This window comes from Myxococcales bacterium (assembly GCA_012517325.1).
Taxonomy (GTDB): domain Bacteria; phylum Lernaellota; class Lernaellaia; order Lernaellales; family Lernaellaceae; genus JAAYVF01.
The window spans coordinates 32,880-56,623 of the sequence record JAAYVF010000079.1 but is presented as its reverse complement, the minus strand read 5'-3'; the positions used below and the strand labels follow the sequence as shown (position 1 = coordinate 56,623).

Below are 23,744 nucleotides of genomic sequence, written 5' to 3'. Positions count from 1 at the left end.
TTTTCATTCCCTGCCGATCGGGGAGGACTTTTTAAAATCTTCCAACCACCGCTGCAATTCGCGGCATTGCCGCCGCACCTCCGCCGGCGCCGCGCCGCCGAGCACCTGTCGCCGTTCGACCGCGGCCGCGAAATCGCGCGCGACGGACGAATCGGGCAATTCGGGGAAGGTGGCGTGCCATTCCGTGTCGGTCAGACTCGACGCGGTGCGGTTTTCGGCGTCGAGCCGCCGGAAAAATTCGCCGACGCGTTCGTGCGCTTGCCTGAACGGGAGGCCCGCGCGGGTCAGGGCATCGGCGATTTCGGTCGCCAGCAAATCGAATGTCAGCGAGCCACGTAAGCGGTCCTCGTTGAAGATGGCGGTTTGTAGCGCTTGCCGGAAAACCTGGACCGTCAGGAGCGCGGTATCCAGCGAATCAAACAGCGCTGCTTTGTCTTCCTGCAAATCCTTCGAGTAGGAAGGTGCCAGGCCTTTGGTCAGGGTCAGGAGGGTGACGGTATTGCCGAGGCAGCGGGCGGCCTTGGCCCGCACCAGTTCCATGGCGTCGGGGTTGCGTTTCTGCGGCATCATCGACGAGCCGGTGGACCAGTCGTCGGCAAAGCGGATGAAGCCGAAATCGGGTTGCGCCCAGAGGACGAATTGTTCGGCATAGCGCGACAGGTGCGAACCCAGGATGGCGATCGCGCCGGCGATCTCCTGGACGAAATCGCGGTCGGAGATCGCGTCCAGGGCGTTGGGAGAAACGCCGGCGAAGCCCAGGGCCTCGGCCAGGGCCGCGCGGTCGACCGCGAAGGCCGATCCAGCCAAGGCGCCGGAGCCCAGGGGACAGCGATCGGTCCGCGTCCGGGCGTCCGCCAGCCGTTCGTGGTCGCGGCGCAGCGCGAAGGCGAGCGACAGAAAATAGAAGCCGAGAGTGATCGGTTGCGCGGGTTGCAGATGCGTCGTCCCCGCGAATAACGTCTCGGCGTGCGTCGTGGCCAGGTGAGCGGTCAGGGCGATCAGCTCGCGCAGTTCGTTCAGCAATTCCGTCAGGCAATCGACGGCCATCAACCGCACGTCCGTGACCACCTGATCGTTGCGGCTTCGACCGGTATGGATTTTCGCCCCGGTCGGGCCGAGTTGTTCGGTCAAAAGGCGTTCCACGAGGGTGTGCACGTCCTCGTCGGCGGGCAGGTCGGCGAAAGCTCCTTCCTGGTACATGACCAGAATCCGGTTCAGCGCCGCCGCGAGGGCGGTGAATTCGTCCGCGGTGAGAACGCCCAGGCGCTGCAATTCGGCCGCCCAGGCGCGGTTGGTCAGCACGTCGTACGGGAGCAGCCGGATGTCCACCGGCAAGGAGCGGTTGATCGCGTTCATCAGCCCGCCGTATTCGCCGTTCACCCGGCCGCGGTAGAGCGTCATTCAGTCCCTCTTGAATTTGGAATAATTGGGCGCCCGGTAACCGGCCAACCGGTCGCTGCCTTCCATCTCGATCATCGTGCGGACCATGATCGAGAGTCCGAACAGATTGATGAAACCTTCCGCGTCGCTCTGATCGTACACGTCGTCATGCCCGAAGGTAGCAAAATCCTCGCGGTAGAGCGAGTAGGGCGAACGGCGGCCCAGCACGTGGACGCCGCCCTTGTACAGCAGCAGCCGCACCTCGCCGGTGACGTTGTGCTGCGTTTCGCGCACGAAGGCGTCCAACGCCTCGCGCAGCGGGGTAAAGTAACGGCCGTTGTAAACCAGTTCGGCGTATTTCGGCGCGAGCTGTTCCTTGAAGTGCATGGTTTCGGCGTCGAGCACCAGGCTCTCCAACTCGTGGTGCGCGGCGTAGAGCACCGTGCCGCCGGGCGTTTCGTAAACGCCGCGCGATTTCATGCCGACCAGGCGGTTTTCGACGATGTCCACCCGGCCGATGCCGTGCTCGGCGGCGATTTCGTTGAGCCGCGCCAGCAGCGTGGCCGGCGACAACCGCTCGCCGTCGACCGATTTCGGAACGCCGCTTTCAAAGCCGAGGATGATCTCTCGCCCTTGATCCGGCGCTTCCAGCGGCGATTTGGTCATTTCAAAAACCTTCGCCGACGGCGCCTGCCAGGGGTCTTCGAGCTCGCCGCCTTCGCTGGACAGGTGCCAGAGGTTGCGGTCGTGGCTGTAGATCTTGTTTTCGTCGATCGTTAATTCGATGCCATGCCGGCGGGCATAGGCGATGGCGTCCTCGCGGCTGCGGATGTCCCACAGTCGCCACGGCGCGATAATCTTGATTTTCGGGTTGAAGGCCTTGAAGGTCAGCTCGAAGCGCACCTGGTCGTTGCCCTTGCCGGTGCAGCCGTGTGCGACCGCGTCCGCGCCCTCGCGTTCGACCGTCTCCATCATGTGCTTGGCGATGAGCGGCCGGGCGATGCTGGTGCCGAGCAGGTAGCGTTCTTCGTACAGCGCGCCGGCTTGCATCATCGGAAACAGGTAGTCGGCGCACAATTCCTCACGCAGGTCATCGCAAACGAAGCCGTCCGCGCCCGCGGCCAGCGCCCGTTCGCGCAGTCCGGCCAGTTCGCCGTCGCCCTGACCGACATCGGCCGTGTAGGCGATGATCCGACAGTCGTAATGTTCCTTCAGCCAATGCAGGATGATCGAGGTGTCGAGGCCGCCCGAATAGGCGAGCACGACCTTTTTAATGCTGGTGTCTTTCATTGCCGGGTTCCTTTCCGCTCGCCGCCGGCATTGGCGGCCAGAGCGGCCTGCAAGCGGCGGATGGTTTTCTTTTGTCCAGGATGGCCGGGGCAGGCCACGAAAACGGTGTCGTCGCCGGCGACGGTGCCGACGACCGAAGGCCAATTCGCCGCGTCGACGGCGATCGCCACCAGGCTCGCCTCGCCGGGATTGGTTTTGATGACGACCAGGGCGTCGCCGGCCGGGAGCACGGCGCGAACCCGCGGCAGAACCTCGGCGGATAGTTCGCGCGGCGCGGCCACGGCAGACGCCTTGGCGTAACGGCCGCCTTGCTTGATCAAGCCCAATTCCTTGATGTCGCGCGACACCGAGGCCTGGGTGCAGACGATGCCCTGGCGGCGCAAAAGTTGCACGAGTTGACCCTGCGTGGCGACGGGTTCCGTCGCGATCAAGGCCATGATTTGCTGGCGTCGGCGTTCATGTTCCGGCATGGTCCACCTCCCACGTGGTTTCGTGCGCCGCCGGCCACTGCTCCGCCAAGCGGAGGTAACCGGCGATTCCTTCTTCCAGTTCGATCCGCGTGATCCGCTCGTCGGGTGCGTGGGAAAACGCCGGATTGCCCGGGCCGAGCTTGATCGCCGGAATACCCCGCTGTGCCAGAAAGACCCAATCGCTGGTGGCGTCGGAAGCGAAAATCGACGCCTGCGGCAGGGCCCGCAACGCGCCGAGCACCAGGGGGTGATCGTCGGGCGTTTCGCAGGGGATCCATTGATCGGATAGCACGCGCACCTCGGATTGCACAGCGTTTTGCACGATCGCCACGATATCCTCGGGCGAATAGGGCGGTGTCGTGCGCACGTCCAGCAGCACGGTCGCCGTCGGCGGCGCGGCGTTGTCGGCGATGCCGCCGGCGATCCGCGTCGGGGTGATCCGGACCGGACCCAAACGGTTGCGGTGCTTCGGGAACGCCAGTTGCCGCACCGCCAGCAGATCGGCGGCCAGCGCCAGGATGGCGTTTTTCCCCTCTACCCGCGCCGCGTGCCCCTGCACGCCGGTGGAATGCAGTTCGAGGACCAGCAAGCCACGCTGGGCGTTGGCGATGTTCATGCGCGTCGGCTCGCCGACGACCGCGGCGTCGATGCCGCCGGCAAATTTCAATAGGCGCGGCAGCGAGGGATCGAAGCCTTCCTCGCCGATCGAAAGCAGCCCCAGAAGATTGCCGCGACGGTGGGGGTTCGCGGCGGCCCGGGCGAGGGCCAGCAGGATCGCCAAACACGAGGCGCGGGCGTCGACCGCTCCGCGTCCGTAGGCGGTGTCGTTTTGAATCAGGCCCGCCTGCGACGGCACGGTCCAGTCGTCGCCCGCCGGTACGGTGTCCAGGTGCGAGCAAAAGGCCAGGGTGGGTTCACCCGGCGCGCCGGCAACGCGCAGAATGAGACCGTCCGGGTGCGTCTCGGGCGACAAGCCCAGCTCGCGGCAGAGCGCGGCGGTCGTCTCCAGAATGACCGATTCCTGGCCGGTGACGCCGGAAACGGCCAACAGCCGGGCCAGGTAGGACAAGGGATCAGACAAGTTCCGTCTCCTGATAGACCTGTTTTTCTTTTTCGCTGACGATCATCGTGCCGCAACCCTCGCCGGTGAACAGTTCCAGCAGCAGGGAATCGGCGAGCCCGCCGTCGATGATGTGCGTCCGCTTGACGCCACCCGCCGCCGCGCGAAGGCACGCTTCCGCTTTCAGCCGCATGCCGCCCGACAACACGCCCTCGCTTTGCAGCGTCTGAATGTCGGCGGCGTCGGCGAACGGCACCAGGGTGGACGGGTCGCGGGGATCGCGCAAAATACCCGGTTGATCGGTGAGGAAGATCAGCTTTTTCGCCTGCAGCGCGACGGCGACGGCCTCGGCGAAACGGTCGGCGTTGACGTTCAGCGGCCGGCCTTTTTCATCGGCGGCCAGGCAGCCGATCACGGGGATGAACCCCGCTTCCAGCAGTGTTTCCAGGAGCGCGCCGTTCACGGCCTCGATATCGCCGACGTGGCCGAAGTCGACCAGCCGATCGGCGCCGTCGGCCGTCGGGATATTCACCGGCGGGCGGCGATGCGCCAGCACGGTGGCGCCGTCCAGGCCGGTCAGGCCCACCGGCGACAGGCCGACCCGGCGCAGGGCGGAGACCAGATCCGTGTTCAGTTGGCCCGCCAGCACCATTTTCAGGGCTTCCAACGAGGTGTCGTCGGTGACGCGGCGCCCGTCGATGATCACCGGCTCGACCCCCAGGCGACGTGTCCATGCGCTGAGCTGCGGGCCGCCGCCGTGCACCAGCACCATCCGGAAGCCGAGATCGGCGAGCACTTGGCATTGCCCGGCCACGCCGTCCAGCGACTTGGCATCGGCCAGCACCGCGCCGCCGATCTTCAACACGAACGTCTTGTTTCGGTAATAACGCTGATAGGATGCGATCCGTTTGATGGTCTGAATCGAACCGTTGGTCTTCATGGCTTCTCCAAAACGGCGGACAGAGCCGCGCAAAAGCGGTCCGCGTGCTCGCGCCGCAAATTGAGCGGCGGTAAAAGGCGAAGCACCTCGGGGACCGCACTTGTCCCCGCGAGGATGCGATGTTCCTGCAGCAGGCGTGATGCGACGGCGGACGCCGGCCGGTCGAGTACCGCGCCGATCATCAGGCCGCGGCCTTGCACGCGCGCGACGCCGCGAATTTCCGTCAGGCGGGCGATCAGGTAGGCGCCGACCTCCCGCGCGTTGGCGATCATTTGTTCTTCTTCGATCGCCGCGAGATTGGCCAGCGCGGCCGCGCAGGCCAGCGGGCCGCCGCCGAAGGTCGTGCCCAGGTCGCCGGCGTTGAGCGCCGGCAGCAAGTGTTCGGCGACGAGCGTCGCGCCGATGGGGAACCCGGCGGCCAGTCCCTTGGCCAGCGAGATCAGGTCGGGCCAAACGCCGGTGTGCTCGGCCGCGAAAAAGGCGCCGGTCCGTCCGATGCCGCATTGCACCTCGTCGAAAATCAAGCGGGCGCCGGTACGGTCGGCGATTTCGCGCAAGGCGGCCAGATAGTCGGCGGGAAGCGGCAGACAACCGGCCAGGCCCTGGACCGGCTCGACGATGATCGCGGCGAAGGAATCGTCGATGGTTTCGCGCGCCGCGCGAACGTCGCCGAACGGAAGCACGACGCCATGGGCAAAAAGCGGTTCGCCGGCGACGCTCGTCAGGGCCCGGTAGCGTTCGAGGCCGGAGAGCGAAAGCGTCAACAGGCTGCGGCCGTGAAAACCGCCGGTCACCGAGGCGATTTTGCGGCGGCCGGTCGCCAGGCGGGCGATCGTCAACGCCGCCTCATTGGCCTCCGCGCCGCTGTTGGTTAAAAAGACAGCCGTGAATCGACCGCCGGCGAAGTCGAGCAATTTGCCGCACAACTCGCGCCGGACGGGCATCTGGACCGCGTTCGAATAAAACAAAAGTTGTTCCGCCTGCGCGACGATCGCCCGCACGACGCGCTGGTGGCAATGGCCGCTGGCCGCCACTGCGTGACCGCCGTACAGATCGAGGTATTCGACGCCGGCTTCGTCGTAGACGGTAACGCCGCGGCCTTTGACCACGGTGAGCGGCTGCACGTGGTAGACGGGCAATTCCGGCCGGCGGTTCAGCATGGATACGCTCCCGGCTGCATCAGGCCCTCGGTTTCCGGAAAGCCCAGCGCCAGATTCATGTTTTGCACCGCCTGTCCCGCCGCGCCTTTGACCAGATTGTCAAGGACCAGCAGCAATTCGACCTCGGGGCCGCGCTGCGCCACGTGCAAATGAGTAAAGTTGGTCGCCGCCACCTCGGCCACTTCCGGTGCGCGGTCGTACACCGACACGAAGGGACAGGAGCGGTAGAACTCGCGGTAAAGGGCCGACAGATCGACGGCCGCCAGCGCCTCGTCGGCCAGGTACGCGGTGGCGTGAATGCCGCGGACGAAGGGCCCGGAATGCGCCAGCAGCCGGACTCGTTGCGGTCGGCCGGCGATCGCGGATAGCGTCTGGTCGATTTCGGCCTCGTGCTGATGGGCCAGCATTTTGTAGGCGAACAGATTGTCGGAGCGAAACGGATGGTGGGTGGAACGCTTCGGCGTCGCGCCGCCGCCCGAGGAGCCGGTCACGGCGAAGACGGCGAGCGGTGACGCGGCGAGACCGGCCTTGGCCAGGGGCATAAGAAGCAATTGCGCCGCCGTGGCGAAACAACCGGGATTGGCGATGCAGCGCGCCGACCGGATCGCCGCCGAATCGGTTTCCGGCAAACCGTAGACGAACTCGGCTTGCCGCTCGGGACACTGGTGTTCGCCGTAATAGCGGCGGTAGACGTCCGGGTCGCGCAGGCGGAAATCGGCCCCGAGGTCGACGATGCAGCGGGCGCGGCCGTTCATCAGGACCGGCATCACTCGCTGGCTGTCGCCGTGCGCCATGGCGCAGAAAATTACGTCGGCGAGGGCGGCCGTCTCTTCGGCTGCCTGCTTCTCAAGGCGGATCGGGGGAAGGTGCAGCAGGGCCGGATGAACATCGGCGGCCATTTTGCCGGCATGACTGGTGGAAACGGCGATGATCTCGCCGACGCGCGGATGTTGCGCGAGCAGCCGCAGCAGTTCGCCGCCGACCAGCCCGGCCGCGCCGATCACCGCCACCCGCAACGGCGAATTACTCATCCGCGATCCTCCCATGCATCCAAGCGGTCGATCACCACGCCGGCCAGACCGTCGATGTCGTAGCGGGCGTTGTGCGCCGGCAGGCCGAGCGCCTTTTCGATGTAATCGCGGCCGACGGCATTGTCGGTTACCGGGCCGGCGATCACGTGCAGCGGCAGCCGGAATTCGTTGGCGAACAAATGGTGGGCGCCGAACGCCGCCACGGGATCGGGCGCGCACAGCACGTGGCAGCAGGCGAGGGACATCAGTTCGGCGTCGCGCAGCAGGTCGGCCACGCCGTACTCGCCGAGGATCCCGTCGCCCAATTCCGCGACGATCACGTCGGGGGCGAGGGCGGCCAGATGATTCAAAAGGCCTTTGGCCACCGGGACGACCTCGGCGTCGCGCGTGCTGGCCAGGCCGGCTTCGTTGAAACTGGCCACCGCGAACGCGCCGGCGTCCTGCATGCCGAGGGTGTCGCGCATCAGGCTGACGCCGGTCATTTTGCATCCCGCGACCTTGAGGCCGCGATGCGTCAGGCGGCGGATGATCTCCGAGGCCGCGAGGGTCTTGCCGCTGTTCATGCAGGTGCCGGAAATGTAAACGACCGGCCGGCGGGCGGTCAGAGTCGGGCTGTGCTGAATCGCCTTGTGCATGATATGGGCCGGCACCCCGACGCGGTCGCCGTAGCGCGGAAACGCCAGGACCGCGCCCAGCACCTCGGCGTCGAAAGGTGGCCCCAGCTCGGGATTGGCGGCGGTGCAGGTGCCCAGCACGCCGCCGAGGTTGAGCACGTGCAGCACGTCGCCCACCCGGATTTGCGACGGCACGACGCCGGCGTACCCGCGCAAGGCCCGGCGCGAACCCAGCACGCCGGCTAGCAAGTCGCCCTGCCGCAGCGGCAGCATCCGGCCCGTCACGTCTTCCACTGTGTTGTAGGTGTATTTGTTGTTCAGGATGCGCACGGCGACGACATGCCCCTCCCGGGCGACGAGCTCGTCGCCGACGGTGATTTCCCAGGCCAACCCGGCGTTGCGGGTCGCCGAGGCGATGCGGTCCAGGCGGAGCCGTTTGGTGTTCATTTTTGTCCGGTGGTCCCTTCTGAATAATTATACATAAAAGGTGCATATAAATACAAGCCCACACCGCGCTTGTCAAGGGGAAATTCTGGGTGTTGCGGCCTGCTTGATTCTTCCCGGGGGGCACCGTAAAATCCGGCCAGGTGACCGCAACGTTGAAAACAATGAAACGACGACGGGTGGAACATGCAAACCCGACAAGATCCCATTGAAAGCGTGATTGCCGACGATCTGGATTCGTTGCGCCGTTGTCCGCTGGGCATGGCTTGCGAGCAATGCCTGGAACGCCTCTGCGTCAAGGTGGCGGCGGTTGCCGAGTTCCCTTCGCGGTTCGGCGATTTTCGGATCATCGGTTTTGTCAACAACAAGGATGGCAAGGACCATATCGTCGTGCTCAAAGGGGAAATCGGCGACGGCGAGGAAATGCTGGTGCGCGTTCACTCGGCTTGCCTGACCGGCGATTCGCTCGGTAGCCGGCGCTGCGATTGCGGCCCGCAATTGCACGAGGCCCTGTAGCGCATCGAACGGCAAGGGCGCGGCATCGTCCTCTACCATCAGGCCGAGGGCCGCGGCATCGGATTGGTCAACAAACTGCGCGCTTACGTGCTGCAGGATCAGGGCCTCGATACCCTCGACGCCAACACGGCCCTGGGATTCAAGCCCGACGAACGCGATTACGAAGTGCCGGCGGCAATGCTGAAAAAGCTCGGGGTGAAAAGCGTGCGTCTGTTGACGAACAACCCGGAAAAAGTGGAGCAGATGCAGCGCTTCGGCATCCGGGTAAGCGAACGCGTGCCGATCGAAGAACCCGTGTTGCCGGATAATGAGCGGTATTTGCGGACCAAGAAGAATCGTTTCGGGCATCTGTTGGATTTGGACAACTGACCCGGCGCCTTCGTCCGCTTCTCGATCAAGCACCAGGAGTCGTTCGATGCCACGGATCTTCCTTTGTCGATTCATCCTTTTTCTGACGGCAATCCTGATGATCGGCGCAACCTGTCAAAGTGACGACGACGATGATGACGCCGCCGGTTCGAACGATGACGACGCCGATGACGATACCGGCGAAGCGCCGTTGACCATCGCCTGGTCGGCCTGCTCGCTGGAGGAGGGCGCCGACGACGGTCTGGCGCAATGCGGCGAGGCCCAGGTGCCGCTTTTCTGGGAAAATCCCGACGGCCGGACGATCACGGTCGCCGCCAAACGCTGGCCGGCGGCAGGCGAAAGCCAGGGGCAGCTTTGGTTGCTGCAGGGCGGTCCGGGCGCTTCGGGAATGATGACCTTTGCCCCGCTGATGAAAGATCTCCGCGCGCTCGTTCCGGAATTCGACCTCTACACGATCGATCACCGCGGCGTGGGTTATTCCAGCCCGTTGACCTGCCCGGAACAGGAAGCCGCGGACAGCGAAGGCGGCGCTTACATTTACCTCGACGAATACGACGACTGCGTCGCCTGGTTGAACGAAAATCTCGGCGACGCGCTGCAAGGCTACTCGACGCGCAACGCGGCGCACGATCTGGCGGCATTCATCGACGCCACGCGGGAAGAGGGGAAAAAGGTTCTGGTCTGGGGCGCCTCCTACGGCACCTACCTGACGCAACGCTATCTGCTGTTGCATCCCGATCAGGCCGATGGCGCGATCGTCGACAGCATTCACGCGCTCAGCGAGCCGGCGTTGAAGTTTTATCCGGCGTACAACGAAAACGGCAAACGCCTCTTGCAACTCTGCGCCGCGGACAAATTTTGCTCCGGGAAGATGGGAGCGTACCCTTGGGGAATGCTGGAACAGCTCTATGCGAAGCTGGAAGGCGGCCATTGCGCCGAACTGGGCATGGATCGCTACACCTTGTCCTATTTGCTGGGCTGGCTGGCCTGGTACAGCCCGCTCAATGCCGCCGCGCCGGCGCTGATCTACCGGCTGGACCGCTGCGAGCCGGCCGACATGGCGGCGATCGTCTACCTGTTTTACAACCCGTTCAGCGGCAACGGCGATCTGCTCGGCATGACGGGCGGATGGTTTTCGCAAGTGCTCAACATGAATATCGGGATGTCCGATCAATTTTGGGGCCCGGAGTTCGCGGACGTCGATATTGAGCAATACATTACGGACCTGGACAACGAAATGCTCTTTGGAGTGATGCCGAGCCTGGACGAATACGAACTTTACCAAAAGTGGCCGCGTTACGACGAGCCGCTAGCGCGCGAACTGCCGCAAACGAGCATCCCCGTGCTCATGTTGCAGGGCGACGTGGACGGCGCGACCCCCCGCGAAACGGCCGCCCCGCTCGGCGAAGCGCTCGCCGGCCCGCATCAGCTTTACCTGAAATTCCCCTATTCGGCGCACGGGGTCATTGACGATTCCTGGGTATCCGCGGACGACAATGTTTCCACCTGCGGCATGACGATCATGGCCAATTTCCTGCGCGATCCGCTGACGGCTCCCGACACCTCCTGCATCGCCGATACGCTGCCCATCGATTTTGCCGGCACGCCCGATTGGGCGCAGTACATTTTCGGCACCGATGATCTTTGGGAAAACGACGCTGCGCGGGCGCCGCTGCCACGACAGCTTCCGGTTCGTCTCGACGCGCGCCGTCTGCCGTGGCGCTACTGATCCGCCGAGTCGCCGTTCCGATTGTCGCGGCGCGGCGGGAAGTTGTGCGGGCGGTGACAAAGCGATAGATTAGGCCTCCCAAACAATAAGGGGTCGTCATGAAGCGCAGATTCCTGGTCCTGGCGTTCCTGGTTTCGTTGCTGGCCGGCTCGGCCGCGTGGACGTTGTCCGCCGCCGCGCCGGACGCCGATCCCTTCGCCGCGTTTCCCGCGAATTCCGACGCGGCGCTGACCTGGCCGTGGGAAAAAATCGCGGTCTATTTCGACGCCCTGGACCGGGCGCCGCTCACCGCCGAGACGGTTGCCAAGTGGCTGACCGACTGGACCAGCGTCGCCGCGCTGCTGAGCGAAATTGAAAACCGGCTGTACCTGGACATGTCGGCCGACACGGCCGACGCGGCGGCGGAGAAGCGCTATACCGACTTTTACGAACAGGTCCGCACGCCGGCCGAACAGCGCCAGCAGAATCTGCGCGCCCGCCTGCTGGCGAGCGGTTTGTGCCCCGCCGGCTTCGAACTGCCCCTGAGAAAAATGCGCGCCCAGGCCGAGTTGTTCCGGTCGGCCAACCTGCCGCTGCTGGTCGATCAGGAAAAACTCAACAACGAATACAACAAGATCCTCGGCGCACAGACGGTCCAGTGGGAAGGGAAGGAAACGACCATTTCCGAATTGGACCCGGTTTACCAGCAGACCGACCGCGACCGCCGCGAACAGGCGTGGCGCTTGGCCATGCAGCGCTGGCAGCAGGATCGCGCGGCCATCGGCAACCTGTGGGGACAGTTTCTCCAATTGCGCCGCCAACTGGCGAGCAACGCCGGGTTCGCCGATTACCGCGCTTATCGCTGGCAGGACATGATGCGGTTCGACTACACGCCCGCGGACGTCAAACGCTTTCACGAAAATATTCGCCGGGTCGTCGTCCCGGCCGCCCAGCGCATCTATGAAAAACGGCGGCAGCGATTGGGCGTCGACCGGCTGCGTCCCTGGGATTTGGACGTCGATCCGCTCGGCCGCGCGCCGCTCAAACCCTTCGCGACGGCGACCGAGTTCGAAAACAAGACGCAAGCGACGTTCACCGCGGTCGACCCGCGCCTGGGCGCGTATTTCGCGACGATGCGGCGCGAAAAGACGCTCGACCTGGACAATCGCAAGGGCAAGTCGCCGGGCGGCTTTTGCACCGGGTTGGACCTGCGGCGCCTGCCGTACATTTTCATGAACGCGGTTGGCGTCCACGACGACGTGCAGACGATCCTTCACGAGGGCGGGCACGCCTTCCACTATTTCGAGACTTACCGGCTGCCCTGGTTCCAACAGCGCTGGGTGCCGATGGAATTCGACGAGGTGGCCTCGATGTCGATGGAACTGCTGGCCGGGATGCACCTGGACGAACAGCCCGGCGGCTTCTATTCGCCCAAGGACGCGGCCCGCGCGCGGATCGTTGCGCTGGAAGGCATCCTGTTGTTCTGGCCCTACATGTCGGTGGTGGACTCCTTCCAGCATTGGGTTTACGAGCATCCGGACGAGGCCGCCGAGCCGAAAAATTGCGACCGCGCCTGGGCGGAACTGTGGGACCAATACATGCGCGGCGTGGATTGGAGCGGCCTGGAGGCGGCTCGGGAAACCGGCTGGCAGCGGAAGCTGCACATCCATACCGTGCCGTTCTATTACATCGAGTACGGCATTGCGGAACTCGGCGCCGTGCAGGTTTTCGGCCGCGCGTTGCAAAATCCGCAACAGGCGTTGACCGATTACCTCAAGGCGCTTTCGCTGGGCGGCACGGTTTCGTTGCCGCAGTTGTTTGCCACGGCAGGCGTGAAGTTCTCGCTGGACGAAACCACGCTGGCCGAAGCGGTCGCCTTGCTCGAACGGACCATCGCCGAATTGGAAAAAGTCGCCGGGAGTTGAGCCGTCGCGACCTTTTCCCGGCCGACATTTGATTGCGCCTTCAAAACCCGTTACAATCCGACACACCTTTAGCCAATCCATCTCGGTTCGTTCTTTCACGACAAACGGGAGAGACCCATGCGCAAAATCGGCGTACTTCTGGTGGCCGCGGTATTCGTCGCGGTTTTCGGCGGCGAGGCGTTGGCGTTGTCGTTGATCGATCAGGCGCCCCGCCTCGATCTGTTTCAGAACCTGACGGTCAACCCGATGCGGCTGGTTTTCGACCTGAGCCTCGATCCGGCGACGGTCACCGAGTCTTCCGTCTACGTCACCTACGAAGCGGATGAAACCAGGCAAGTGGCGGTCGACTTCTCGTTTGAAACCACGACCCTGGCCGACGACACGCTGATCCTGACGCCGAGCGAAAACAATCAGCTCTGGCCCTTCGCCCGGCGGCTCGTACTGCATCTCACCACGGCGCTGGAAAGCACGGGCGGTTCGCCGTTCGACGGCGAATTCCCGTGGGGCGAGGTGTTCGTGCTCAACATTCCCAACGACATGGACATTCTGCTGAACTGGGATCCGACCGATCCGTTCGATTTCGTCGACGCCTTCGTCAACGCCAATGTACTGCCCGGCTACAACGTCGTCGATCCGGAAGGAACCGACGTCAACAAACCGGAAACCATTCCCGGCATGAGCGCCACCGAGGCCTGGAAGATCACCGGCGGGCGGCCGGACGTGATCATCGCGGTGGTGGACGACGGCATCCGACAATACAATTACGCGGAACTGGAAGAGAACTATTTCCTCAATCGCGGCGAACTGAACGAGCCGAAAAACGGCAATCTACCCTGTACGCCGGACGCCTGGGACTGCAACGGTGACGGCAAATTCAGCGTGCGCGACTACGACGCCGACGCGCGGTTCGCGGACCTGGGCCGCCTGGTGACGATCGAGGACCTGTTCGCCGAGTTCGAGGACCAGATCGACGGCGACGGCAACGGCCTGATCGACGATATCTGCGGCTGGGACTTTTTGCGCAACGTCAATCGTCCTTTCGGCGTCGACGATTTTCCCGAAGGCACTCACGGCGAGGCTCGCGCGCGCGACGCGGCGGGCATCGGCAACAACGGCAACGACGACAAACCGGGCTTTTGCCCCTTTTGCACGATCCTGCCGATCCGCGTCTCCGATTCGGTGTTGACCGAAGCGAACCTGCTCGCCGCCGGCATCCAGTACTCATTCGACCTGGGCGCCCGCGTGGCGGTGTTCGCCTCCGAATCACTCAATCAGTCCGACGAAATCAACCGGCAATTGACCGAAATTTCGGAGGGCGGGATGACGCTCGTCGGCGTGGCCAGCGACGAGGACAGCTACTACCACGCCTATCCCGGCGCCTTCGATGATGTCCTGAACATCAAGGCGATCTTCCCCATTCCGCCGATCGAGTTCCTGGATTTCCTGCCGATGCAGATCTTCGGCTTCACCGAAACCTATTGCACGATGTGGGGCGAGCACGTTCACCTCGCCGCCTCGTCGGGCGCCTGTTCCTCGGAAGCCGCCGGCAACACCGCCGGACTGGTCGGCCTGATTTACTCGCGGGCGCTGGACCTGGGCATCGAGCTTTCGGCCAATGAGGTGAAGCAGATCATCACGATGAGCGCCGACGACATCAAGGAGTATTGCCTGACCTGGACCGGCGGCGGTTGCCAACCCGGCTGGGACGCGCACTTCGGCTACGGCCGTCCCAACGCGCTCAAGGCGGTGGCCATGCTCGGCGATCCGGCAACCGGCGATCCGGCACGCATTCCGCCCGAGGTGAAATTCCGGCAGCCGGCCTGGTTCTCGCTGGTCGATCCCGTCGCCAGGCCGCAAATCGACGTGGCGGGTTACCTCTACGCGCGCGACCGCTCGTTCCAATGGCAATTGCAGGTCGCTCCCGGCAAGGAGCCGTTGGACGAGGAATTCGTGACCGTCGCCGACGGCAACGGCCAGGCGCCGATCGACGGCGTGCTGACGCAACTGGACGTCACCGGCCTGCTGCCGCCTGAAGCGATCACCCAGCCGCCGCAGGAATCTTTCGACTTCACCGTAACCATGCGCCTGGTCGCCGGTTACAACCTGGCGGGCAAGGGCGTCGTCTCCGGCGAGGATCGCCGCACCATCGCGCTGCATCGCGATCGGAACGCCGACCTGGGCCTGCTGCCCGGCTTCCCGCTGCCGCTCGGCGCGTCGGGCCGGTCGGCGGTCACCTTGTACGACCTCGACGGCGACACGGACGGCCGGCTGGAGATCATCACCGCTTCGAGCTCCGACGGCGTCCTGGTGCTGAAGTACGACCAGGCCACCGAAGCCTACCAGGTCATGGACGGGTTCCCGGTGGATGTCGAGTCCTACAACGGCCTGGAGCGGGCGGCCGACACCACGCTCAGCCATCCGGCGGTGGCCGATCTGTTCGGCGACGGCGAGCCGTACATCGTCGTCACGACCAACGGCGGCGCGGTGCTGGCGATTTACCGGCAAGGGATGAAGCACCTGAACGATTTGAACGAACCGGCGCCGCTGCTCGCCGGGTTTCCGGTGGCCGCCGCGATGCCGGACAACACCAGTTCCGAGACGTTCGGCCACGGCCGCGGCTTTCTCGGTTCGCCCGTGCTGGCCGATCTCGACGGCGACGGCTTGAAGGAAATCATCGCGGGAAATTACGACGGCCGGGTCTACGTCTGGAAACCGGTCGACGCCGACCAAGACGGTCTGGCCGATCCGCAGCCCGGATTCCCGGTCTTTTGCAAGGCGGAAGCAGGGGCCGTGCCGGCCGACAAGGTCTGCCAGCGCGAGGACGAGAGCTACGCGCCTCAGGTGATCACCACCCCCGCGGTCGGCATTCTCGATCCGCAATCGGACGATCCGGACATCGCCGGATACCCCGCCATCCTCATCGGCACTTCCGAGGTTTGCGAGGACGGCTTGCTCAACCTGAAGGGGACGCGCTTTTACGCGGTCTACCACGACGGCAACAACAACGTTTCCGGCTCGCCATTCATTCCCGGTTTCCCGGTCAAGATGTTCGGTCCGATCAGCGACGCCCTGCCGCTGCCGCCGCTCACTATCGGCATCACCTCCACGCCGGCGCTGGCGCACCAGGACGGCAAAACCTACATCGGCATCGGCTCCTCGATCTGGTTCCCGCAGATGATCGAAGTCGCGGACGGACAGCCCACCGTCAAGACGCTGATCAGCGCGGGCGGCTTCAACGCCTTGGCGCACGGCGCGTTTTCCAGCCTGACCGCCGACGGCCGGCTCGATTACATCCTCCCGGTGTCCAGCATCCTGGACATGATCGACAATTGGATTTCGCTGCTTCAGCCGACGCTCGTCGCCTGGGCGGTGACCGATTGGCAGCACCCGCTTTTCGTCTACAAACAGCACGATTGCAACTGGTACATCAATCCGGCGACGGCCGACCTGTCGGGCGACGGTCTGCCCGAGGCGATCAGCGGCACGGGCGGCTTCACGGTCGACGCGGTGGACGCGACGGGCGTGCAGCCGCCGACCTGGCCGAAGTTCACCAACCAATGGGCGGCTTCCGGGCCGACGGTGGGCGATGCGGACGGTGACGGCTTGTTCGAGGTCTATCAGACCACCCTCGAAGGCTCGCTGTTCGGCTGGCGTTCCGTCGGCGAGGCCTGCACGGCGGACGGCAACGCCAGCGATTGGTGGACGACCAGCCACGACGAACGCAACACCGGCACCTACGGCATCGATACGCAGCCGCCTTCGCCGGTCACGGATTTGACGGTGGAAAAGACGGCCGACGGGTATAAACTGACCTTCACCTCGCCGGGCGATGACTGGCGGTGCGGCACCCCGGCGGGCTATGAGATTCGTTACGCCGGCGCGGCGGCGGATCTGCAAGGGGCCGCGAATTTCGCGCAAGCCGACTCGATCGCGGCGGGGATGCTGCCGGAACCGGCGGCGGGCGGCGAGGAAGTGGAAGTGACGGTGCCGCTCACCGGCACGGGCTTGTGGTTCGCGGTGCGGAGTGTCGATGACGCCGGCAACCTGTCGTTGATCGGCCAACCGGCCGCGGCCGGCGGTGGCGCGGATGACGACGACGATGACGACAATGACGACGACGCTTCGCCGCATCATCACGGCGACGACGATGACTATGGCGAGGTAGGAGGCTGCGGCTGCTGAGGCCGGTTTGAATAATAAATGAGAAACACGTTCGATCGACACCGAGGGCGATGGTTTTTCCTTTTTCTGGTGCTGCTCAGCGCGGCACTGGGCATCGGTGCGGCGTCGGCTTCCCGTCCGACGAACTGGGCGCAACCGGTCGTAACCCCGGATGTGCCGAACCTCTTTCAGGTTTCGCCGACTCTCTATCGCAGCGCCCAACCCGGCGCCGCGGGTATGCGGGAGTTGAAGAAACTCGGCATCAAAACCGTCGTCAATTTACGTTCGTTCCACTCCGACGCCGACATACTGGCCGACACCGGGTTGGCGGTCGAAGCCATTCCCACGACGGCCTGGGGCCTGACCGAGGCCGACGCGGTGCGGTTTCTCAAGATCGCCGTCGATACCGCGAAAACCCCAATCCTAGTGCATTGCCAACATGGGGCGGATCGCACGGGCGCTCTGGTTGCCGTCTATCGGCTGGCGGTTCAAGGTTGGACCAAGGAGGAAGCGATCCGGGAAATGACCGACGGTGGCTACGGATTTCACGCCGTCTGGGCGAATTTGATCGTTTGGATCAAGGAACTCGACGTCGAACGGCTTCGCCGGGAAGCCGGACTGGCGGCCATTTCGGCGTCGTAGATTCGACAATTTAGGGACTTAATATGTTGTCCGTCTCCGATCAATTTGCGCGCTACCGCGAAGCGCTGCGCGGCCGGACATTGCCGGCGGCATTCGTCGATCTGGACGCTTTCGAACGCAACGTCGCCTACGTCGCCGAATTGGCGAACCGGCATCGGAAGACGATCCGCGTTCATTCGAAATCCCTGCGTTGTCCGGCGCTGATGCGGAAAATTCTGGAAACGGGCGGCCCCGCCTACCGCGGCGTGATGACCTATTCGGCTCGGGAGACCGCCTGGCTGGCGGAACAGGGCTTCGACGATTTCATCATCGCCTATCCGACCGTGCAGCCGGCCGATCTCGAGGCGCTGGTCGCGCTGACCCGTCGCGGCGGACAGGCGCGGGTTATGATCGACTGCCTCGAACACCTCGAAATACTGGAAACGGCCGGTCGCCGCGCCCGCGTGCAATTGCCGGCCTGTCTGGAAATTGATGTGTCGTATCGTCCGCTGGGCTCGGTCTGGCACATCGGCCCGCGCCGCAGCCCGATTCGCACTCCCGAACAGGCGCTGGCCGTCGCGGCGGCCGCGAAAATTCTTTCGCACGTCGTCATCGACGCGGTCATGGGTTACGAGGCGCACATCGCCGGGCCCAATGACGCGGTGCCCGGGCAGCCCGCGAAGAACCTCGCGACGCGGCTTTTCAAGACGGCCTCGCTCCGCGAACTGGAACAGCGGCGGGCGCGAATCGTCGCCGCTTTGCGGGAGGCCGGTTTGAACCCGGTCATCGTGAACGGCGGGGGCAGCGGCAGCCTGCCCGAGACGCTGGCCGATCCGTGCCTCACCGAGGCGACGGTGGGTTCGGCGTTTTACGCGCCGGCGCTGTTCCACCATTACCGGCGGGTTTCGTTCGCACCGGCGGCGTTTTTCGCGCTCCAGGTCGTCCGCCGGCCGGCGTCGGATTTGGTCACCTGTCAGGGCGGCGGCTATGTGGCGTCGGGGCCGGCGGGCGAGGATCGCCTGCCGCGGCCGGTTTATCCGGAAGGCTTGCGCTACCTGTCGCTGGAGGGCGCGGGCGAAGTGCAGACGCCGCTGGTTGTGCCGGCGGAAGCGCCGCGGTTGGAATTGGGCGACCCGGTATTTTTTCAACATGCGAAGGCCGGCGAATTGGCCGAGCGCTTCAACGAATTTTTTCTGGTTCGCGGGACGGAAATCGTGGATACGGCCAAGACCTACCGCGGCGAGGGTCGGGTATTCCTCTAATCCGATCCTGCCGCCGACGGCAAAACAATCCATTGGCCTATGGAGGTGCGCGATGAATCAAGGGTGGCTGGTCATTTTACCGGCGATTTTGTCCTTACTCTTGGTTTGCCCGTTGACGGTGTCCGCGGGCGAGGCCGGAAAGACGATTCAACTTCCGGCGCCTCAAACCGACGGCGGCCGGCCGCTGATGCAGGTGCTGAAAGAACGGCATACGACGCGGGAATTCGCGGCAACGCCGCTCGACGATCAAATCCTGTCGAATCTTTTGTGGGCGGCCGACGGCATCAATCGTCCCGACACCGGCGGTCGCACGGCACCCTCGGCGCGCAATGGCCAGGAAATCGGCCTCTATGTGGCGCGGGCCGACGGGCTCTACCTGTACGACGCCGGGGCCAATCAGTTGAAACTGGTGCTGGCGAACGACCTGCGCGCGGCCACCGGGATGCAGCCGTTCGTGAAGGACGCGCCGGTCAACCTGATTTACGTCGCGGATTTCGCGAAAATGAGCGGCGACGATGGGGATAAAATCCTTTACTCCGCCGCCGACGCCGGGTTCATCGCCGAAAACGCGTATCTGTTCAGCGCCTCGCAAGGCCTGGCCGTCGTGGTGCGCGGCGCGATCGACCGCGAGGCGCTGGCCAAGGCGATGAAGCTGCGCCCCGGCCAGAAAATCATCCTGGCCCAGACGATCGGCTATCCGAAAAAGTAGGCGCGCGCCGGGTCATTATTCTTCCGGCGGAACGATCTCACCGACGCCGGTATCGCGCCAGGTGGCCAGAAAGTGGCCGGCCTGCGCGTGCGTCTCGGGAAGCCCCCACCACATGCCGTGAATGAGGCTGTCGAATTGATAGACGGCCGAGCCGTAAAAGGGCATCTGCCCGAGCGGAGTGTCGGGAATGCGCCAGACGTACGGCGCCAACTCCGTCAACCCCAGTACGGTGCTCAGCCGGCCGTTGGCCGTGCCGCCCAAGCCCAGGTCGTAGGACGACATCTGCTGGAAGATCTGCCGCGGTTTTTCGGCCAGGCCCGCCAGCGGATGCTCGAAAACGTACGGCGCGTAGGCCATGGAATCGCCGGCTTCGATCACCGGCAGATACAGATCGATGCCGGTCTGCACCTGCGAGGACAAATCGTTTTGCTGCAACTGTCCGAGCAGGTCGACGATCTGCAACACCACCTGGCCGATCGGCGATTTCTCCGCGAGCGCGCGGTAATCGGCCGCCCCGGCGTCGAACAGGTAGGCTTGTTTCCGGTCGTCGACGGCGGCGTCGATCGCACCGTGAATGCTGCCGAGCGAATGGCCGATGAAAACGACGCGCGAGGTGTCGAAATCGGGGATGCCGTCGCCGCCGGTGGCGTACGGCGCGAGATCCAGGTCGGCCAGGTTTTCCACCAGATGGCCGGCCCACATGATGTCGGCGACGTCCTGCAGGAAATTGGCCCGCCACTTCAGCGGCTCCATGAAGTTGAAGAATTCGAGCAGGCGCAGCACGTCGCTCTCCGGCCCCCGCACGCCGTGGAAGACCAGGTCGAAACCGACCACCGCATACCCATATTCCGCCAGCGCCTCGCCGTAGGCGTCGGCGTCGTCGCGGCAGGCGAGCATGCCGTGCATCATCACGGCGACGGACCACGGCTGCGGGAACCGCGCCGGATCGGGCAGCAGGACGCGCAGCTTGATGGCTTCGTACCCGTTGGGCAGGGGTCGGCGGTCGGCGTCGTGCTTGATCACGCCGTCCCAGCGCCAATTGACGGTGTCGTAGGTTCCGTCCCAGCGCGAGTCGAGGTTCGTGCCGCCGCTCAGGTATTCCCATTGGGTGATTTCGGGGGGATCGGCGGCGGCCAGTTCCTTCAACTGATCGCGCATCGATTCCAGATCGGGCGTCAGGTTCTGGGTCGTGAAAAACGTCGCGGCCACGAGGCGATTCCGGGCGACGCCGACTTGATTCTCGAGAAAATCAAAGTACGGCGCGAACCGTTGGCGATAGGGCTCCAGCAGATCGTATTCCGGATTTGTCGGATCGGCGTCGGCGCGGCGCACATAGCGAAAATGATCGGTCGGTCGATAACAGGCGCCGTCCCGCGGCCGTAGTGCGTCGGTGACCACCAGGAGATACGTGGTGTTTTGCAACAGCGCCAAATAAGGCCGCGCCGCCAGGGACACCGGGTGGTCGCGCCAGTCGAAGAGCAGGGGCGCATACTCCGGAGTGCCGCCGCTCGGGTCGTATTTGACGAGAAAAACGCTATCCGACGATCCCGGCTCGGCGGTGTCGGGCAAGAGGCCCGGTTGGGGCGGCGCGTCGACCGGCAGCATCACCGCGGCGGTGACGCCGAAGCCTTCCATTCGGTTCAGCGCGGTCCGAACCCACGGCAGAATCCCCAACAGCTCGCTCAGGAATTGGTTGGAGTCTTCGCCCAGCACGACTCGCCGGCCGGTCGTCGAGGTCGAGTCGGTCTTGGTGAATACATCGGAGGGGAAGGGGATGTTGAACCGCGCCGGCGTCAAATCGAAAGCGAAGGCGTGCGTCGATTCGCAGCTGTCGTTGTCGTCATTGTCGTCGTTATCATCATTGTCGTCGTTGTCGTCATCGTCGCCGGTCGCGGCGTCATTTTTCCCATCGTCGGAATCGTCAGCCGGCTGACAGGCGAGAAGAATCGTCGCCAGACAGAAGCAGAGAAGCAAACGCCGCAGTGGAATTCGCATGTCGGCTGCCTTATCGCGCGTTCGGTCGACTATCGGCTGTAGGGGTCGATGATCTCCGGTTCGTCGTTATCGCGCCAGGTGGACAGGTAATGCCCGGCCTGGAGATGCGTCTCGGGCACGTCGTACCAAAGCTCGTGGATGTCGGTGTCGTACTGGTAAACGGCCGGACCGAAAAACGGCGTTTGTCCGAGGGGCACGTCGGGGAGGCGCCAGACCACGGGTTCGAGTTGCGTCAGGTTGAACAAGGTGCACAACCGGCCGCTGGAAACCGACCCCAAGGTCGCGTCGTAGGCGGCCATCTGGTGCAGGATGCGGCGCGGTTTGTCCTCGAGGCCGTCCAGTGGGTGATCGAAAACGTAGGGGGCATAAGCCATCGGATCGCCCAGTTCCACCGGAATGAGCAGCAGGTCGACGGCCATCAGGAGCTGGGAATAAAGCTCCCAATGGAAAAGATTGCTCAGGGTTTCGATGATGTTGATCACCATTTCGCCGTTCGGCGAATACAGCGCGAGGTCGCGGTAGTCGGCCGCGCCGGCATTGAAGACGTAGACGTCCTTTTCATCGTCGATGGCCGCCGCGATGCCGCCGTGGATGGCTCCCATGGAATGGCCCATGAAGGCGATGCGCGTCGTATCCAGGTCGGGAATGCCGTCGCCGCCCGACGCGTGGGGCGCCAGGTCCAGGTCGGCGAGGTTTTGGATCAGGTGGCCGAGCCACATCTCATCGGAAACATCCTGCTGGAAATTCGCCCGCCACTTCAGCGGTTGAAGGAAGTTGAAAAATCTCAGTCCCTGCTCGATGACGCTGTCGGGGCCGCGGTCGCCCTGGTACACCGCATCGAAACCGAATACGGCGAATCCGTAGGAGGCCAATTGCCGGCCGACTTCGTCGGTTTCGTGGCGGCTGGAAAAGATGCCGTGCATGAAAACGATCGCCGGCCACGGCTGTGGGTAGATCGTCGGGTCGGGCAGGATGACGCGCGCCTTGATCGTTTCGTAGCCGTTGGGCAGCGGCGCGTGGTCGTCGTCGAATTTCAGTTGGCCGTCCCAGAACCAATTGACGGTATCGTAGGTGGCGTCCCAGATGCCGTCGGTGGTCGCGCCGTCCTCGAGCAGTTCCCACCCGCTGATCGTCGGCGGATCTTCCGCGGCGATGACCTTCAGTTGATCGCGGATCGATTCCAGGTCGGGCGTCACCCACTGCGTGGAAAACAGCGTCGCGTCCACCACGCGATCGCGCGAGACGCCGACCTGTTCCTCCAGAAAGGCGAAGAGCGGCGCGAATTCCTGGCGAGTGGGCTCCAGCAAATCGTAATCGGGATTCGCCGGATTGGCTTCGAGCCGCCGGAGATAGCGGAAGTGGTCGGAGGCGGCGTAACAGGTGCTGTCGCTCGGCAGCAGGGAGTCGGTGACGACCAGGAGATAGGTCGAGTTCTGCAGCAGCGGCCGATAGGGCAGCGCGGCCAGCACCTGCTGATCGGGTCGCCATTCGAATTCCAGCGGCATGAATTCTGGTGTCGTTTTGTCACCGTCGTAGCGCACCAGGAAAACGCTGTCCGCCGCGCCGGGGTCGGCCGTGTCGGGCAAGGTTTCCATGTCCGGTTCGGCGTTGGTCGGGACGAGCATCGCGCTGGTCACGCCGAAGCCTTCCATCTGATTCAGAGCCGGACGGACGAAAAAGAAAATTTTCAGGATTTCGTCGAGAAACAGCGAGGTCTGGCCGCTCAGATCGACGCGGCGGCCGGTCGCCGAACTGGAATCGGCCACGGTGAACAAATTGTTGGGAAACGGAATGTTCCGTTGGCCGGGCGTCAGGTCGTAAAGCCATTCGTGGGACGAATCGCACGGATCGATGTCGTTGTCGTCGTTGTCGTCGTCGTCGTTGTCATTATCGTTGTCGTCATCGTCATCGTCATCATCGTCGTCGACGCTGTCGTCATTGTCATCGTTGTCGTCGTCGTCCGCGGCGACGTCGTCGTCCGCGGCGGCATCGTCGTCGTCAGATTGGCAGGCGGAAATCATCAGGATCAGGCCGAGGAGAGCGAGCAGCAGGAGGATGGTGTTACGCATGGGACTCACCTTAAGCTAGT

Annotated in this window: 17 protein-coding genes and 1 pseudogene; 8 read left to right on the top strand and 10 right to left on the bottom strand. The window is 64.2% G+C overall.

Going from position 1 to position 23,744, the window contains the following annotated elements; all coding sequences use genetic code 11:
- Nucleotides 1-3: 3 nt before the first annotated feature.
- Genes argH through GX444_13865 form a run of 8 tightly spaced genes read right to left on the bottom strand, consistent with a single transcriptional unit; the run spans nt 4 to nt 8,392 of the window.
- A complete protein-coding gene (argH, locus tag GX444_13900) occupies nt 4-1,401 on the bottom strand; it encodes an argininosuccinate lyase (GenBank protein ID NLH49675.1) in 1,398 nt (465 codons plus the stop codon).
- Nucleotides 1,402-2,670 (bottom strand): argininosuccinate synthase, encoded by a 1,269-nt coding sequence (locus GX444_13895; protein NLH49674.1) that lies wholly within the window; start codon nt 2,668-2,670, stop codon nt 1,402-1,404. It lies immediately after the preceding gene.
- Entirely contained in the window at nt 2,667-3,140 is a 474-nt protein-coding gene (locus GX444_13890) for an arginine repressor (GenBank protein ID NLH49673.1), read from the bottom strand. Before GX444_13890 ends, GX444_13895 begins: the two co-directional genes overlap by 4 nt.
- The gene (locus GX444_13885) at nt 3,127-4,221 is read right to left on the bottom strand and encodes a M20 family metallo-hydrolase (GenBank protein NLH49672.1); all 1,095 of its coding nucleotides are present in this window, start codon (nt 4,219-4,221) and stop codon (nt 3,127-3,129) included. Before GX444_13885 ends, GX444_13890 begins: the two co-directional genes overlap by 14 nt.
- The gene (gene argB / locus GX444_13880; GenBank protein NLH49671.1) at nt 4,214-5,140 is read right to left on the bottom strand and encodes an acetylglutamate kinase; all 927 of its coding nucleotides are present in this window, start codon (nt 5,138-5,140) and stop codon (nt 4,214-4,216) included. The genes GX444_13885 and argB overlap by 8 nt, the downstream gene beginning before the upstream one ends.
- Nucleotides 5,137-6,300, bottom strand: a complete 1,164-nt coding sequence (locus GX444_13875; GenBank protein ID NLH49670.1) for an aspartate aminotransferase family protein — start codon at nt 6,298-6,300, stop codon at nt 5,137-5,139. The genes argB and GX444_13875 overlap by 4 nt, the downstream gene beginning before the upstream one ends.
- Nucleotides 6,294-7,331 carry an N-acetyl-gamma-glutamyl-phosphate reductase gene (gene argC, locus GX444_13870; protein ID NLH49669.1) on the bottom strand — a complete coding sequence of 346 codons (1,038 nt, stop codon included), beginning with the start codon at nt 7,329-7,331 and terminating at the stop codon, nt 6,294-6,296. Before argC ends, GX444_13875 begins: the two co-directional genes overlap by 7 nt.
- The gene (locus GX444_13865; protein NLH49668.1) at nt 7,328-8,392 is read right to left on the bottom strand and encodes a hypothetical protein; all 1,065 of its coding nucleotides are present in this window, start codon (nt 8,390-8,392) and stop codon (nt 7,328-7,330) included. Before GX444_13865 ends, argC begins: the two co-directional genes overlap by 4 nt.
- 183 nt (nt 8,393-8,575) lie before the next feature.
- Between GX444_13865 and GX444_13860 the strand changes: the two genes are divergently transcribed.
- The 8 genes from GX444_13860 (at nt 8,576) to GX444_13825 (ending at nt 19,660) form a co-directional block, all read left to right on the top strand.
- Nucleotides 8,576-8,905: a hypothetical protein gene (locus tag GX444_13860; GenBank protein ID NLH49667.1), complete on the top strand. Its 330-nt coding sequence runs from the start codon at nt 8,576-8,578 to the stop codon at nt 8,903-8,905.
- A gap of 3 nt (nt 8,906-8,908) precedes the next feature.
- On the top strand, nt 8,909-9,274 hold the full coding sequence (ribA, locus tag GX444_13855) for a GTP cyclohydrolase II RibA (GenBank protein NLH49666.1): 366 nt from the start codon (nt 8,909-8,911) through the stop codon (nt 9,272-9,274).
- A 46-nt stretch (nt 9,275-9,320) separates the two neighbouring features.
- On the top strand, nt 9,321-11,003 hold the full coding sequence (locus GX444_13850; protein NLH49665.1) for a lysophospholipase: 1,683 nt from the start codon (nt 9,321-9,323) through the stop codon (nt 11,001-11,003).
- 98 nt (nt 11,004-11,101) lie between these two features.
- Nucleotides 11,102-12,907, top strand: coding sequence for a M3 family oligoendopeptidase (locus tag GX444_13845; protein NLH49664.1), 1,806 nt, complete (start codon nt 11,102-11,104; stop codon nt 12,905-12,907).
- A gap of 117 nt (nt 12,908-13,024) precedes the next feature.
- Nucleotides 13,025-17,089 carry a hypothetical protein gene (locus GX444_13840; GenBank protein ID NLH49663.1) on the top strand — a complete coding sequence of 1,355 codons (4,065 nt, stop codon included), beginning with the start codon at nt 13,025-13,027 and terminating at the stop codon, nt 17,087-17,089.
- A gap of 18 nt (nt 17,090-17,107) precedes the next feature.
- Nucleotides 17,108-17,710 (top strand): dual specificity protein phosphatase family protein, encoded by a 603-nt coding sequence (locus tag GX444_13835; GenBank protein ID NLH49662.1) that lies wholly within the window; start codon nt 17,108-17,110, stop codon nt 17,708-17,710.
- Nucleotides 17,711-17,733: 23 nt separating this feature from the next.
- Nucleotides 17,734-18,951, top strand: a complete 1,218-nt coding sequence (locus GX444_13830) for an amino acid deaminase/aldolase (GenBank protein ID NLH49661.1) — start codon at nt 17,734-17,736, stop codon at nt 18,949-18,951.
- Nucleotides 18,952-19,003: 52 nt separating this feature from the next.
- Nucleotides 19,004-19,660, top strand: coding sequence for a SagB/ThcOx family dehydrogenase (locus tag GX444_13825; protein NLH49660.1), 657 nt, complete (start codon nt 19,004-19,006; stop codon nt 19,658-19,660).
- A 1,830-nt stretch (nt 19,661-21,490) separates the two neighbouring features.
- Here the strand turns inward: GX444_13825 and GX444_13820 are convergent.
- Nucleotides 21,491-21,655, bottom strand: a pseudogene (locus tag GX444_13820) (DNA primase).
- Between the two features lie 29 nt (nt 21,656-21,684).
- Entirely contained in the window at nt 21,685-23,724 is a 2,040-nt protein-coding gene (locus tag GX444_13815; protein NLH49659.1) for a hypothetical protein, read from the bottom strand.
- Between the last annotated feature and the right edge of the window lie 20 nt (nt 23,725-23,744).